The sequence below is a fragment of the Peptococcaceae bacterium genome, assembly GCA_024655825.1.
Lineage (GTDB): Bacteria > Bacillota > Peptococcia > DRI-13 > PHAD01 > JANLFJ01.
This window is the reverse complement of the sequence record JANLFJ010000013.1, coordinates 18,614-33,637: the sequence shown is the minus strand read 5'-3', so window position 1 is coordinate 33,637 and position 15,024 is coordinate 18,614. Positions and strand designations below refer to the sequence as shown.

The following is a 15,024-nucleotide window of genomic DNA, read 5'->3' as shown; positions in this document are numbered from 1 at the left end:
GACAGCCGACCTTGTCCTACTCTACCTGATTTACTCCTCTGGCCATCAGCAGTTCCACAATCCGCTCTGCACCGTGGTTTATCTTTTTATTTTTTTTGTAGTGATTCCGGAGGGCATTCAGCAAACCTTTGGTGTTTCCATTTTTAATACTGTCATCATCTTCGTCATCGTTATTAACTGCAGTGGGGTCTTTCACTACTACGTTTGTACTGCCGGTAGCTACTATGTCATTGTCGCTCTCCACCAGTTTGTAGGTTATCGTATAGGTGCCGGGCAAGCTGAAGGTCATAAGCCAGGGAGTGGTTGTGCTGTAAGGACTGGTAATATTAAATCCGGAGCCCCACGTGCCGGCATTTATAAAGTTAAACCATACTTCATTACTGTCTTTTGCTTTAAAAACCACGTTCCCAGGACCTGCAGTTTTTGAGAATTCAAAGTGTACATTGCTGTAATCTTGTTCTGTAACGAAGCCGACATTTACTGTTATCTCCTGGTTTGCATAAACAGTTTCCGGGACTGTGTAGACGAAAGCGGCATCTGTAACTGTTAATGATTGAATCTTTTCGGCAAAGACGTTACTGCCGCTGAATGCTTTAAAAATAATATTATATTGACCCGCTTTAGTGAATTTCAGGTTCCAGCTGGTGGATTCATTATAATATGCTGGCAGTGTAAACCCTTCAGCAGGCCCCCAGGAGCCATTGTTGATAAAGGTTTGAGTGTTGCCTGCACTGTCTGTAGCTGTAAAATATACGGTTCCGGCTACATTATTTGTTGCTTGAAACTCAAAGTGGACCCCTTCATAACCGGCGCTTCCCAACAGGGCTGTTTTAAATGTCACGTTAACAGCAGTATCTTTTTCCGTCACGATGTAACCAGGCACTTCATAGCTGAACGTGTAAGTGGATTTTGCAGGAACAGAGTGGATTACTCCGTGGGGCTTGGCCAGGGTGGCTGTGCTGCTGCACAGTATCAGAATCAGGGTCAGCAGGATGGCCAGCGTCTTTTTCATAAGATTACCTCCTCATAACCATAGATACTAATTTATTTAGCCTTGGCAGCACCCATATTATTCGAAGCGGATCATTTTTTTCCAAGGGTATTTATTAATTTTTATCGGTCAATCGGGAATCATGTGTACCGTGACAATTCAGTTAACCAGGATATAATATTTATGATTCTACCTTGGCCGGCAGAGTTCTAACCACCTTTTTATAAAAAAGGTCTTGAATTATATAAATGATGTGATATACTTTATGGTAAGTTGGTAATACCAAAATACATATATACCAATAACGGTAATACCATAATAAAATAAAACCATATAATGGGGTGTTGTAATGAACGAATCGTTTGATGAATTCAAGAAAGTCAATAAGGAGAATTTATCTGACCAGATCATTCGACAGATCAAAGAGATGATTGAGAAGGGGATTTTGAAACCGGAGGATAAGCTCCCCCCCGAGAGAGATTTGGCGCAGAAACTCGGTGTCAGCAGGCTTCCGCTGAGGGAAGCCCTGAAGATACTGCAGTTTATAAATGTTTTGGACTTGAGGCCCGGCGAAGGTTATGTGGTAAAAGGGCTTGAAACGGCAAATTTGCTTGATATTCTTGAAAATGCTGTTGAACCGGGGCAAAACATTTTGAATGATCTCAAAGAAATGCGGATTACTCTGGAAGTCAAAGCCACCGAGCTGGCCTGCATGAGGAGAACGGATAAAGATTTAAAGAGAATGCTGGAGGCAATAGAAGAAATGGAGATTGCCGTTAACAGTAACGATGACGAGAAAATAATCAGGGCTTCCTTGAACTATCACAACAGCCTTATGAAAGCAAGCCATAATAAACTGTTTATTGCCATACTGGCCTGTTTCAGTGATGTGATAAACGAGGGACGCAAGCAGTCTTTAATAATCAAGGGGAGGTACAGGCTGTCTATTGATGAACACAGGGCGATTTACGAGGCCGTTAAAGAAAGAGACGTAAAAACCGCTACGGAGCTTATGAAACTGCACCTGGAGACCAGTTATTACAATCTTTAAATATAAATTAAAATACAAGGCGGTTTTTATTAAAAATCTGACATATTGAACTAGATAGAGAGGAGGAATTGCAGATGGATTTTTATGGTTATCCAAGGTTAGACGGGCAGGTTGGAGCCAGAAACATGGTGGCGCTTATTCCAACCGTCGGATGTGTAAATGCCGTAGCCTTGCACATCGAGAGATTAATCAGGGGAACCCGGGCTTTTACTCATCACCAGGGGTGCCTGCATCCACCGCAGGATACGGAACAGGTGACACGGACATTAATTAACCTGGGCAAAAATCCCAATGTTGCTGCAGCCCTTGTGTTGGGGCTGGGCTGTGAAATGGTTAAGCTGGAAGAAGTTGTGGAAGGAATCAGGGAATCAAAAAAACCGGTTGAAGCCGTAACGGTTCACGAGTTGGGAGGTATGCTTGAGACCATAAACAAGGGCGCGCAGATAGCGGCTGATCTAGTCCTGGAAGCAAGCAGGATAAAAAGAGAAAAATTCGGCTTAGACAAGCTGTGTTTTTGCACGAAGTGCGGCTCCTCCGATACCACTTCCGGGTTATCTTCCAATCTTGTGGTTGGAGAAGTATGCAGGCTGATGACGGATAATGGAGGTACGTTCATTCAGGGAGAAGTGTGCGACATTATGGGCGGTGAATATGCACTGAAAGATTTGTGTGTGGACCCCTCACAAGGGGATAAAATAATCGGCTTTGTGAAGGACTTGTATGAAAGAGGGGTGGCAGTGGGAGCAGATGTAAGAGGCAGCCAGATGACGGCGGGAAATGTAGCCGGGGGGTTGACAACATTAATTGAAAAAGCCCTGGGCGCAAATGCTAAGGGGCAAAGGGTACCGATTCAGAGCGCCCTTTTATATGGAGAAAGACCGCGGTGTCCCGGCAGGCATATTATGGCCACTCCCGGTCATGGTTTTGAAAACCTGACTGGCGGTGCTGCCGGCGGGGCTCAATTGATACTGTTTACCACCGGGCGCGGAGCACCCAACGGCCATCCCGTCATACCAACAATAAAGATATGCGGAAATAAAAAAACCAACATTACAATGAAGTCCCATATTGATATTGATGTATCATCGGTAATCGAAGAAACGGAAAGTGTAGCCCAGGCGGGAGAAAGACTGTATGAACTGGCTGTTGAAGTGGCATCCGGCAGGTTGACGAAGGCCGAGATATTAAATTATGACGGTCAGATGGAAATCCTGATTAAAGGTCCGGTTATGTGAGCAGAATATCAAAATCGGGAGGTGATATTGTGAAGAAGTATGCCAAGTTAATTTCCTCCAGCGATAATGTCGTAACAAGCGTGGCGGATATAAAAGCGGGCGAAGAATTTTTTGTCAAAGTCGAAGACAAGGAATTGTCATACAAGTCGAATCATGATGTACCCTTTGGACACAAAATAGCTATTGTAAATATTGAAAAAGATGGACCGGTGATTAAATACGGTGAAACGATAGGCCTGGCAACGGCCAGGATCAGGACCGGGGACTGGGTTCATACCCACAATGTCAGAGATCATTATGAAGTGAAATAAAAAGGGGATGTAGCGATTGCAATTGACCAGATATGAAGAAGAGATGGCTTCGGGCAAACACGGCCCAGGGTTGGAAAAAGCCATCAACATTCTGATAAAATTTGGCCGGTCTTGTAGCGTGGAAAAGTTCGTTCCAATTGCCAGCGCGCATACCATGCCTAAGGAACCGCCGGAATTGCTGATGGAGCTGACGGAAGGGGTTGAGGCGGTGCCGGTTTTAACCACGCTTCACCCGCTAATGTCCGCATTTAATCCTGACAAGTGGATGGCCATGGGCATAAGGGAGGATTTTGCGCTGTCGGAACTTAAAGACCATGAAAAAAGACAGGCCATCTATAAAAAGCTCGGGTTTATTCAGACTTACAGCTGCCTTCCCATGCATGTTGGAAATCTTCCCCGCATAGGCGATTACATATCGTGGATAGGATCATGTGCTCAGATAATCGCCAATTCTATCATCGGGGCGCGAACCAATAAAGATGGAACAATTGTCAATCTTTGTTCAGCATTAACGGGGAGGGCTTTATATTATGGACTCTTGAAAGATGAAAACCGCCGCGCCAGTGTTGTTGTGAGGGTGAGGATGGATGCCGCGGAGATGACGGACGACGATTTTGGCGCACTGGGGTATTACGTGGGAGAGAAGGTTTGGAACAAGAACGTTGTTTTTGAGGGCATTTCCAGGGAAATAACTTTTGATCAATTGAAGTATTTGATAGCACCGGCTGCGACCAGCGGTTCGGTCCACGTCTGTCATGTGGCCGGCGTTACACCCGAGGCTCCGACAACAGAGGCGGCGCTTGGCGGTCAAAAGCCGGAAGAGGTTATCACCGTCGACAGAATCCAGATTGAAAAGACCAAAGAAAAATACAGGCAGGCTTCTAGCGACCAGGTAGACCTGGTAGTAATAGGCTGCCCGCATGTTACTATCGAGGAGGCTGCAAGGGTAGCCGGGATTATCAGAGGTAAAAAGATAAGTGATAACTCAAGGCTTTGGCTGGCGATGTCCGAGCCGACCTACTGTCTTGCCAGGACCATGGGATTTGCGGATGAAATCGAAAAAGCCGGAGGTGTATTCAGCAATACCTGCCTGGCGACCATTCCTGACTCTCCAATCCCGGATAGTGTTCGAACCGTAATGACCAACTCTTTTAAAGCGGCTCATTACATTACTGCTTTACAAAAAGGAAAAGTAAAGGTAGTCGTTGGCAGTCTGAAACAGTGCCTGCAGTCAGCAGTATCAGGGAAGCTGGAGGTGAACTGACGGTGCGATTTACCGGAAGGGTCTTAAATGCTGGATATGTCAGAGGGGAAGCAGTGGTGATCGATGTTCCGTTTTCCTTTATTGGAGATGTAAATCCAACCAATGGTGAAATTACACTGACTGGCCATCATCTTTTTGGCACTCCGCTAAAGGGTAAAATTATGGTCATACCCACCGGCAAGGGGGGAACCATAGCGCCGTACATTGCCTACCAGCTCAAGAAAAACGACAAGGCGCCGCTGGCAATACTCTGCAACCATATTGAACCAGTAACCCTTGAGTGCGCTTTGACAATGGACATACCGGTATTGGACGGCTTTATGGGAGACATTACAAAAGAGATCAAAACCGGGGATTATCTTGAAATAAATGAAGACGGCAGTGTCAGAACCCTCAAAAAACAGGAACAATAGGGGAGGGGATAAAGAATGGATGTAAAAAAAAGCAAGTGGTCTATTGTAAACAGTGGATTTGCTCTGATTGCCATTGCCGCGATAATACTGATGGGAGTGTTTACTACAATTGATGTGATATGGCGCTGGTTTTCAGATGAGCCGGTAGGGCCTGTTTTCTCCATGTGCGAGACCTTGATGGCCGTGATGGTCTTTGCCGCCCTGGCGCCGACACAGGAAGCGGGCGGTCATATCAGTGTAACCATATTGACAAGCAGACTTAATGAAAAGTGGAGAGCAGCCCTTGAGCTGGTTAGCCTTACGGTCTGTTTGCTCTTTTTTGCGATGATCTTTACCCAAACCTTAAAAGACGGCCTCTGGGCGTATGGTGTAAAGTCTTTTAGGTACGGGGATTTTTACCGGTTTCCGACATGGTGGGCCAGGCTGTTTGTCCCTGTGGGCGCGCTGGCCATGATGGGCCAGCTGGTTGCCGAGATAAAGGGGAACCTGTATTTTCTGCTAAAACGGTTCCCGACAGGATAACCAGCTGTCAGGATAAGGCCGGGTTAAGCGAGCCAATCTTTTACGACGGGGGGAAGTGATTCTATGGAGCCAATTACTGCAGTTATAATGGCAACGTTTCTGATGCTCATCCTTATGGCCATCGGGGTGCCGATTTATGCCAGCCTTGGAGTAAGCGGGGTTGTCGGGTTGATAGGACTAAAGGGGCTGGGCTTTGCCCTTGCGCAGTTGAAAACGTACCCGTATATGCATGCTGCCGATTACTTGATGCTGGTGGTTCCAATGTTTATTTTGATGGGGTATTTGGCCTTTGCCGGCGGGCTGAGCAAGGATGCCTATATAATTGCCAATAAGTGGCTGTCGAAACTGCCGGCCGGTTTGGCTATAGCGACGGTTATGGCCTGCGCCGGCTTCGGCGCCTGCTGTGGTTCAAGCGTGGCCTGTTCCGCCACCATGGGCAGAGTGGCCATACCAGAAATGCTCGAAAGGGGGTATGATAGGAAAATCGCCGCCGGTACGGTGGCCGCGGGTGGACTGTTGGGCATCATGATCCCGCCCAGTGTTATTCTTGTCTTTTATGGGGCTATAACCGAAGTATCGGTAGGCAAGATGCTTATTGCCGGGATCATCCCCGGAATCTTGACGGCAGCGGTATTTTGCCTGGGGCTTTTGATGCTGAGCAGGCAAGACCCGAGTTTGTGCCCGTCACCGATGGAGGTAAGCTGGCTGGAACGGATTAAATCCTTAAGATTGTTCTGGGGAGTCGGCGTGCTGTTCATAATTGTTATCGGCGGCATTTACGGCGGTGTGGTTACCCCAACGGAAGCGGCGGCTGTAGGGGCTTTTGCCAGCTTCATCATGTACTTGTTAAAGTGCCCCAGGGAGGAAAGAGCGCAAATACCAGGTAAAGTCTGGGATGCTTTGAAAGAGACGTTAAATACATGTGGCATGATTTTCATAATCTTGATTGGGTCCGGGCTGTTCAGCTTTTTCATGACCCTGGCGGGAGTCCCCGCCCTGGTTAACGCCTGGGCGGCGGGACTTGATATTCCCTCGATTTTTATAGTTGCCGTTTTCTTGCTTATCATGATTCCCATGGGCATGTTCCTGGACCCCTTTTCTATCCTGGTCATCACCCTGCCCATCACTTTTCCGGTAGTGGTCAAGACCTTTGGTTACGACCCGCTGTGGTACGGCATACTCTGCACCCTGCTGATCCAAATAGGATTGATTACGCCGCCGGTAGGCTTGAACGCCTATATCATGAAAGGGGTTTGCCCCGATATGCCCTTGGAAGACATTTTCAAGGGCTGCAACTGGTTTATCTTTTTTACAATTATTGTGGTCGTGCTGGTGCTGCTGTTTCCGCAGCTCACTACCTGGCTGCCATCCAAGGTTCAATAGCGCATAGTTGTGCATTTAATATTAAATAAAGGGAGGATATAAAGTTCATGAAAGGAAGGACTGGAAAAACCAAACTGCTTGTCCTGCTGGTTGCCTGTATTTTCCTAATAAGCGGTATGTCCATAGGATGTGCTAAAGCAGAGAAACCGCAGGAAAAAAAGGTTGAAACTCCTAAAACCTGGACGTTAAAGTACGACTATTACAGTATTCAAAACACTGAGCCGTCCATCATCGATCAGTGGTATTTCGATGAAGTGGCCAAACGAAGCAATGGCCGGATTAAAGTCGAATATTACTGGTCGGGTGCCCTGCATAAAACCGGTGAACATTTTGCCGCCGTTAGGGATGGGCTGTGTGAACTGACATTTTTAAACTACGGCTATTATACTGCCGAGCTTCCGGTGAGCAGGGGCGTCGAGTGGAAGTGGAGACCTGGCCTGGAAAGTCCAGATGCCCTGTTTAAATCCACGAACAGGCTGTATGAAGAAACCCCCGCCTGGCAGAAGGAATACGAGAGTAACAATATCAAGGTTCTGTATATGACGAACTGGGGTAACGAAGCCTGTTTATTCAAAACTCCGGTCCTGTCACTGGATAAACTAAAAGGGCTCAAGGTCCGGACATATGGTGTGGAAGGCGATGTCATGAAGGCTTTGGGAGCCACGCCGATGCCCATTGCTGCTCCTGAAACCTATACGTCCCTGGAAAGAGGCATCATTGACGCTGTAACCAGTTTCGGGTTAAGGACGGCCGCCGGCATGAAACTGCATGAAATCGCACCCCATGTCATTGACATTGGCAGCGGTGTGCAAGGGCCCTCCGCGGTGGTAATCAATAAGAAGTTATGGGATGAATTCCCGCAGGACATCAAGGATCTCTTCATGCAGGTCCGGAAGGAGTTAATTGACTACAAGTGGGCCGAGATTATGAACAATACCATGGAAACGGGTGTCAAGACCATAACGGAGCAAGGCGGCAAGTTTCACAAATGGCCGGATAACGTCATAAAGGAAGCGGCTAAGATTGCCGTTCCCATGCAGGAAAAAATGTGGATCAACGATGTTACCAAGTTAAAACTCATGACAGAAGCGGAAGCAAAGGATTTTTTGGCCAAGCTTGACAAGTATACTTCTGAATTCAGCAAAGAAAGCAAAGTATTAGGCGTCTCGGAAACTTATGAAAAACTATATGGCAAAAAATAGACTGAAAAACCGATAATATTACCTCCCCTACCGGGTTGCCGGCATTTAGCTGCCGGCAACTTATTATTTAACAAGACTTTACGTCGCCATAAAGCCAGTGCATTATACGAATTGTAAAGAAAACAATCGGAATATGGGCTAATACATCTTTTCGTGTCTAAAAATGCAGTTAAACATGAATACACATGCTAAAAAATTTAGCATGTACAAAATACTAACAAAACTGGAAAAAGGCAGAACCAGCCAGAAAACCTTTTGCTGATGTGCATTTGATAAATTTTTGAACACAAGTTCTGGGAGGGTCGAACGAAAAAACCCAAGAACGGTGGAATTTTGTGATCTGGCATAAAACTTGCAATTCAAATTGTTGCGTTATTTATCATAATAATTAAACAAAAACGAGAGGTAGGTATGGTTTTAAACAAACTTGATACAAACCCGGCGACTGATCCCAGCCGTTTGATGGCGCTGCGCGACGGCATGTATGCCGCGGATCTGTTTATAGCGGCTGTCGCGCACCTGAACTTTTTTTCGTGGTTGAATGAACATCCTGCAGACCTTAAAAAAATATGCGAAGGCCTGAAAATAAAGGAAAGGCCTGCCGATGTAATGTTGACTCTTTTCAAAGCATACGGGCTGCTGGAACAAAAGGAAAATGAATTACACCTGACGGAGCTTGCCAGAGAGCACTTGGTCGATTCAAGCCAATGGTATTTGGGGCCTTATTTAGCCACGCAGATGAACCGTCCGGCTTGCCTGGATATGGTGAAGGTATTGAGAACCGGTGAACCGGAAGGTTGGGGCGGTAATAAGAATGAAAAAGAATGGGCGCTGGCCATGGAGAAAGAGGAATTTTCGGAGAATTTTACGGAAGCGATGGACAGCAGGGGGGCCTTTCTTGCACCGGTCCTCGCCCAGAGAATTGATTTTAAGGATTATAACAGGCTTTTGGACATCGGCGGGGCCTCTGGTATTTATTCGGCGGCGATCGTGCTTAAACATCAAAACATGAGTGCCGCTGTACTGGAGAAACCACCTATTGATAGAATTGCCAGGCATTCAATAAACAAAAGAGGGCTATCCGGCAGGATAACTGTAATCGGAAGCGATATGTTCAAGGAAAAACTGCCTGAGGGTTATGATGTTCATCTTTATTCAAATGTATTCCATGATTGGGACGAGGGCGAAATCAGAGGACTCCTGAAAAAATCATACGAAGCGCTAGATGACGAGGGGATGATTGTCGTCCACGACGCTCATCTCAATCCCGAAAAGAACGGCCCGCTGGAAATTGCGGAATACTCGGTACTGTTAATGCTTTCGACAAGGGGCAAGTGTTATTCCTGCCGAGAGGTCGGCACATTTATGGAAGAGGCGGGGTTTTCAGGGATCCAGGTCATCCCGACTGTGGCCAGCAGGAGCATCATCACCGCCGTTAAGCCGGGCAAATAAAACATTTAAAAAGGTGTGTTAATGGTTTATGAAAAGCAAAAAGAAAATTGTCATATCAACCCTTGGACCGCGCGGCACATGCAGCGAATATACTGCGCAGTACTACATGGACAAGAACGGTTTGACAGGGGAAATAAGGCTGTATTCCACTTTTGAAGAGGCGATTGATGTTTTGAAAAGAGGAGAATCGGATTTGGCCCTCGTTCCTTCTGCTTATCAGAATTTTGCCAAATTGTTATTTGAAAATTTCGATTCAATAAAAATTGTAAACACTTTTGTTTACGAAACACCCAGGCTTGTTATAGGGAGCAAAAAGCCTGTGGTGACAGATATAAAAAAAATTGCCACCCATCCTGCACCCAGCAGTTGGGTCAAAAGATATTACCCTGATGCGGAGATCATTTTTGCAGAAAGCAACAGCAGGGCTGCATTAATGGTAGCCGAGGGCGAGGTGGATGTCTGCATGACGAATTACATTTGCGTTGAAGAATACGGCCTTAACGTCATCAAAGACTGCGGCCCGATTATGATGAGCTGGAATGTTTTTGAAAGAATAAAAACGGCCAGCCCGGTCCAGGCGGCAAAATAAGGCAAAATAAAACGGGGAGTGGGTTTGTTTGATAAGAGAAATAACAGATTCAAAACTTGTTAAGAAAGGGTTTAACCAAGTTTACTTTATAACCGATAATTATGAGATTTTGCTCAATGACATCAAAAAAGGCACCGGTTTTGACGGCCACAGTCACCCGCACCACCAGTTCGTTTACTGCTTTCAAGGGCGATTTGACCTCACGGTAAAGGGAATAAGGCATCCGGTAAAGCGGGGAGACTCCCTGTTAATAAACGCGGGAGCGGAACACTCGGTCGATGCGGCAGCCGATTTCAAATCAATGGATGTTAAATACCTGTCGGGCGGTAAAGAAACAGTTGACCTGAGATTAAATGTGCTGGAAGAAAAAGTTAACAACGACGACCTCCTGCTGGAGACAGCACAACTAAACGGGATGAAACTCAGAAAAATAATGAACAAAAAGAACACGGCGCTCATAAATATCAGCGCGAAAAAAACATGCGACTACTTTTTTATCGCCCCGGGCGAAACAAGAATAAAAATCGACGGTGTGGGATTCGAGTTCCAGCCAATGACAATTTACCAGATGGCCGGCCGCGAAGAATTCAGCTTGCTGTTGATGAGCAGCGGCTATTTGCTGGTGCTGGAGATTTGAAAGCAGTACATGGCTGCACATGTATGACCAAAAAGGTATAGGAAGTGATTGAACTATGGACGCGGTAATTACCGGAGGGGAACTGCTGGCCCGGCAACTGAAAAAAGAAAATGTCGATACCGTTTTCACCTTGATTGGAAACCAGGTGTCACCAACCATCGTGTACTTGGCGGAGAACGGCATCAAGGTCATCCATACACGTACCGAAACTGGAGCGGTTTTGATGGCCAACGGCTGGGCGCAGGCAAGCCGCAGGGCAGGGGTGGCCATCATCAGCGGAGGTCCCGGTTTTGCCAATGCCGTAAGCGCGATCATTAAGTCATATTATGCCCGTACTCCCCTGGTGGTTATAACCGGCGCTATTGTGCCGCAGCAAAGGGACAACGGTGTTCTGGCAGAGTGTGAACAGGTTTCTTTAATCAGGCCGTATACCAAATGGGCTTGCACCGTTTATGACCCGGCGAGAATTCCGGAATATGTCAGCAGGGCCATTCAGTTCAGTTCCACGGGCCGGAAAGGACCGGTGGTGCTGGAAATACCAATCAATATTTTGAAACAAAAAACTGAAATGGTTCACACCTTTGACTGCGACCTGGTTTCCTCCGATGTCTCAATGGCCGTACCGGGGAAGATAGATGCGTTTTTAAACATGCTGTCCAAAGCGAAGAGACCCATAATCATTGCCGGGGACGAGGTGTATTATGACCATGCCGAAGCGGAACTGGTTGAATTTGTAGATTTGACCCGGATACCCGTTTATACCACCAGCAGGGGGAGGGGCTGCATCGCAGACACGCACCCTTTGTGCATGGGGCCGGGCAGGGTGCTTGAGGCGGGTCCGCAGTTATACGCCTTTCGTAATGCCGACCTCGTCATCACCGTAGGGCTGGAAAGCGACTACCAGGTAGAAAACTTAAAACCTCCCAGGTTTGGCGAAAAACAAAAGCTGGTGGCTGTTAATAAGGAAATCTTTACGGTAATAAATGGCAACTGCCGGCCGGATCTGGTCATTTCAGGGAGAGTCGACAGGGTACTGGGGCAAATTTGTTCAAGGATCAGAGAACTATCCAGTCAGGAAAATCCCGACTTCGAAGATTGGCTGGACGAGTTAAAAGAAAACAACCGCAAGTTCTGGGATGATTTGGAAAGAGAATCCATATGCCGCGACACGCCGTTTTTGCACCCCCTGCACGGTCTTAAGATGATAAAAAAAATGATCGGCCAAGATGCGCTTATCGTGCTGGACGGTTCCAATGCCATGTTCTGGGGAGGACTGTGTTTTGACTGCAATTACCCGGGCCAGCTGATTTACGGGCCTGACGGGCAGTTCGGCCCTATGGGGACGGGGGTTGCCGTGGCTATTGGCGCCAAAGCCGCCAACCCGCAAAGAGAGGTTGTTTTATACACGGGCGATGGTTCCTTCGGTTTCAATGCCCTGGAAATGGATACGGCGGTAAGATTCAATCTTCCGGTTATGGTTTTCATACACAACGACCAGACTTGGGGCTTTTGCAAAACCACCCAGGAGATACTATACGGGAAAACTGAGGCGGCGGACCTGGGAATGGTCAGGTACGACAAAATGGTCGAAGCGCTCGGGGGGGTCGGCGGGTTGGCCACGGATCTGAACACGCTGGAGGAAAGCATAACCAAGGCCAAGGAGTCCAAACTTCCCTCCTGTATCAACATAATGGTGGACAAATACGCGTACAGCCCAGGCGTGCATTCTTTCAACGAGGCCTTAAAACTGCAAAAATAGCCTGATTAAAAAAACGGGATGAATAAAAGGGAGGGCAGCCATGTTCGCGTTCAGCAAGGAACAGGTCAGTCTGAGGGAATCGGTTAGAGAACTGGTTAACAGGCATATTGAAAAAGGCGCCCATGAGCGCAACAACAAGCAAGAGTACCCTGCCGGGGTGTTGAAAAAGCTGGGCGAATTGGGTTATAAGGGATTACTGGTTCCCCCGGAATACGACGGCGCCGGCCTGGATGTCGTTTCATCCATGATCGTGATCAACGAAATAGCCAGGTCTGACGCGGCCGTAGCCCACATGGTGGCTACCGTAAACTTCGGCTTTGCCTACCCCGTAATTGTCTATGGGACCAGGGAACAAAAGGAGAAGTATCTAAGACCCTGCGCCCTGGGAGAAAAGGAAGGTAATTTCGCTTATGTGGAGCCCCAGACCGAGATCAGGACAGTCTTTAAGCCCGCCGGCAACCGGTTTGTTTTGAACGGCAGCAAGTCAATGATTACCAACGCGCCTTTTGCCGATTTTGCCATGGTCGCGGCGACAAGCGAGGAACCGGTTGAGGAAAGGGAACGGTTGTCGGCGTTCATCGTTGACTTGAAAAGCCCGGGCGTGGAGATAGGGCAGGCTGAAGAGACCATGGGACTGCAGTCTTTGAGGATCGCGGACATGTTTTTTAACAATGTGACCCTGGATGAAGGGAGCCTTTTGGGAAAAGTAAACCAGGGAATGGAAATAATCACCAATGCCACCAACCTGGCGAGGATAAGCAACTGCGCCATCGCGCTGGGGATTGCCGAAAGGGCTTACGAGGAGGCGCTGGCCTACGCAAAAATCAGGAAGATATACTCGACTTATCTTATCGACATGCAGTATGTAAAATACAATTTCGCCGACATGAAGGCGGACCTGGAACTGATGAGGCTGGCGACGTTTAATGCGGCCTCCCTGTTCGGCCAGGCGGGACAAAACGATTTCTTGAACTGTTGCATTACCAAACTGAAAATTACCGAAAAGGCAAAAGCAATCTGCGATTACTGCCTGCAGCTTTTTGGTGGGTACGGCTATATCAGGGGCAACATACTTGAACGCCTTTATCGCGACATCAGGGCCGTGACCATACTGGGGGGCGATCCTGACAGGATTAAAAGTTTTATTTCCATTTTCGTGTGAAACTCGTGCGCGGCTAATTACCGGCCGTCGATAAATGTGGAGGGATGAGATGTGAGCGAGAGTATTTGTTTTGTAAAAGACTGGGCTGTGGAATGCCAGAAAATTTGCGACTCCATCCGGCAAATTGTTTATGAGTTTCTCAAGAGGGACGGGGTGGTAATCGGCCTGAGCGGGGGAATTGACTCTTCCGTAACGGCAGCCCTGTGCGTGAGAGCGCTTGGAAAAGACAAGGTCCTGGGTGTTGTGCTGCCGGAAAAAGAGTCAAGCAAGGAAAGCGAGCCTTATGCAGTAAAACTTGCTGAAACCCTGGGCATAAATTATGTCAAAAAAGATATTACCCCGATTCTTGAACAGTTCGGCGTATATGAAAAAATCGAAGAGATTGTCAAGAAATACCACCCGGGATTTAACGAGTCATTCAAATATAAAATCGTGCTTCCAGGCATGCTGGATAAATCGATCTTAAATCTTTACTCGCTTTCCGTGGTGGACAGCAGCGGCAACGAGGTGTTAAGGAAAAAACTGCCCTTTCATGATTACAAAGCTTTTCAGGCCGCTCTCAGCATAAAATTGAGGGTGCGAATGATCAACCTCTACTATTATTCCGAAAAAAACAATATGGCGGTTGCCGGTACGACAAACAGGTCCGAATTCGACCTGGGCAATTTCTGCAAGTACGGGGATGGAGGGATAGATTTCGAGGTTATTTCTCACCTTTATAAAACGCAGGTCTATGACCTGGCAAAATACCTGAAGATTCCCGAAGAGATACAGCAGAGGACGCCGTCACCCGACACATGCAGCGCTTATGTGAGCGACGAAGAATTTTTCTTTTCGCTTCCCTTTGATATTCTGGACAGGCTGTTGTACGCGCACGCCAAGAACTTTTCAGCGGCTAAAACAGCAAAAATAGTCGGGATGGAAGAAAAGCAGGTTGCCGCGATCTTTGCCAACTTCCAGAACAAGAAAAACAACACCATGCACATTAAGATGCTCCCGCCGGCCTGCGGTTCCATGGAATTGTAGGCTCAGCGGCCTGGAAACGAGTAAAGC

Annotated in this window: 15 protein-coding genes; 14 read left to right on the top strand and 1 reads right to left on the bottom strand. The window is 47.3% G+C overall.

Annotated elements, in window-relative coordinates:
• Nucleotides 1-16: 16 nt before the first annotated feature.
• Entirely contained in the window at nt 17-1,012 is a 996-nt protein-coding gene (locus NUV48_06710) for a hypothetical protein (protein MCR4441829.1), read from the bottom strand.
• Between the two features lie 328 nt (nt 1,013-1,340).
• Here NUV48_06710 and NUV48_06705 point away from each other — a divergent pair, with 328 nt between their 5' ends.
• The 14 genes from NUV48_06705 to nadE all read left to right on the top strand — a co-directional run bounded on the left by NUV48_06705 (nt 1,341) and on the right by nadE (nt 14,997).
• The gene (locus tag NUV48_06705) at nt 1,341-2,042 is read left to right on the top strand and encodes a FadR family transcriptional regulator (GenBank protein MCR4441828.1); all 702 of its coding nucleotides are present in this window, start codon (nt 1,341-1,343) and stop codon (nt 2,040-2,042) included.
• A gap of 74 nt (nt 2,043-2,116) precedes the next feature.
• Nucleotides 2,117-3,277 (top strand): UxaA family hydrolase, encoded by a 1,161-nt coding sequence (locus NUV48_06700; protein ID MCR4441827.1) that lies wholly within the window; start codon nt 2,117-2,119, stop codon nt 3,275-3,277.
• A gap of 29 nt (nt 3,278-3,306) precedes the next feature.
• Nucleotides 3,307-3,588 carry a UxaA family hydrolase gene (locus NUV48_06695; protein ID MCR4441826.1) on the top strand — a complete coding sequence of 94 codons (282 nt, stop codon included), beginning with the start codon at nt 3,307-3,309 and terminating at the stop codon, nt 3,586-3,588.
• A 16-nt stretch (nt 3,589-3,604) separates the two neighbouring features.
• Nucleotides 3,605-4,852: an aconitase X catalytic domain-containing protein gene (locus NUV48_06690; protein ID MCR4441825.1), complete on the top strand. Its 1,248-nt coding sequence runs from the start codon at nt 3,605-3,607 to the stop codon at nt 4,850-4,852.
• Between the two features lie 2 nt (nt 4,853-4,854).
• Nucleotides 4,855-5,265 (top strand): DUF126 domain-containing protein, encoded by a 411-nt coding sequence (locus tag NUV48_06685; GenBank protein ID MCR4441824.1) that lies wholly within the window; start codon nt 4,855-4,857, stop codon nt 5,263-5,265.
• Between the two features lie 15 nt (nt 5,266-5,280).
• The gene (locus tag NUV48_06680) at nt 5,281-5,787 is read left to right on the top strand and encodes a TRAP transporter small permease (protein ID MCR4441823.1); all 507 of its coding nucleotides are present in this window, start codon (nt 5,281-5,283) and stop codon (nt 5,785-5,787) included.
• Nucleotides 5,788-5,850: 63 nt separating this feature from the next.
• Entirely contained in the window at nt 5,851-7,170 is a 1,320-nt protein-coding gene (locus NUV48_06675; GenBank protein MCR4441822.1) for a TRAP transporter large permease, read from the top strand.
• Nucleotides 7,171-7,217: 47 nt separating this feature from the next.
• On the top strand, nt 7,218-8,372 hold the full coding sequence (dctP, locus tag NUV48_06670; protein MCR4441821.1) for a TRAP transporter substrate-binding protein DctP: 1,155 nt from the start codon (nt 7,218-7,220) through the stop codon (nt 8,370-8,372).
• A 411-nt stretch (nt 8,373-8,783) separates the two neighbouring features.
• A complete protein-coding gene (locus tag NUV48_06665) occupies nt 8,784-9,824 on the top strand; it encodes a hypothetical protein (GenBank protein MCR4441820.1) in 1,041 nt (346 codons plus the stop codon).
• A gap of 28 nt (nt 9,825-9,852) precedes the next feature.
• Nucleotides 9,853-10,413, top strand: coding sequence for a hypothetical protein (locus tag NUV48_06660; protein ID MCR4441819.1), 561 nt, complete (start codon nt 9,853-9,855; stop codon nt 10,411-10,413).
• A 28-nt stretch (nt 10,414-10,441) separates the two neighbouring features.
• Nucleotides 10,442-11,050 (top strand): cupin domain-containing protein, encoded by a 609-nt coding sequence (locus NUV48_06655; protein ID MCR4441818.1) that lies wholly within the window; start codon nt 10,442-10,444, stop codon nt 11,048-11,050.
• A gap of 55 nt (nt 11,051-11,105) precedes the next feature.
• Nucleotides 11,106-12,809 (top strand): thiamine pyrophosphate-binding protein, encoded by a 1,704-nt coding sequence (locus NUV48_06650; protein MCR4441817.1) that lies wholly within the window; start codon nt 11,106-11,108, stop codon nt 12,807-12,809.
• A gap of 40 nt (nt 12,810-12,849) precedes the next feature.
• On the top strand, nt 12,850-13,971 hold the full coding sequence (locus NUV48_06645; protein MCR4441816.1) for an acyl-CoA/acyl-ACP dehydrogenase: 1,122 nt from the start codon (nt 12,850-12,852) through the stop codon (nt 13,969-13,971).
• A gap of 51 nt (nt 13,972-14,022) precedes the next feature.
• Nucleotides 14,023-14,997 (top strand): NAD(+) synthase, encoded by a 975-nt coding sequence (gene nadE, locus NUV48_06640; protein ID MCR4441815.1) that lies wholly within the window; start codon nt 14,023-14,025, stop codon nt 14,995-14,997.
• Nucleotides 14,998-15,024: the final 27 nt, after the last annotated feature.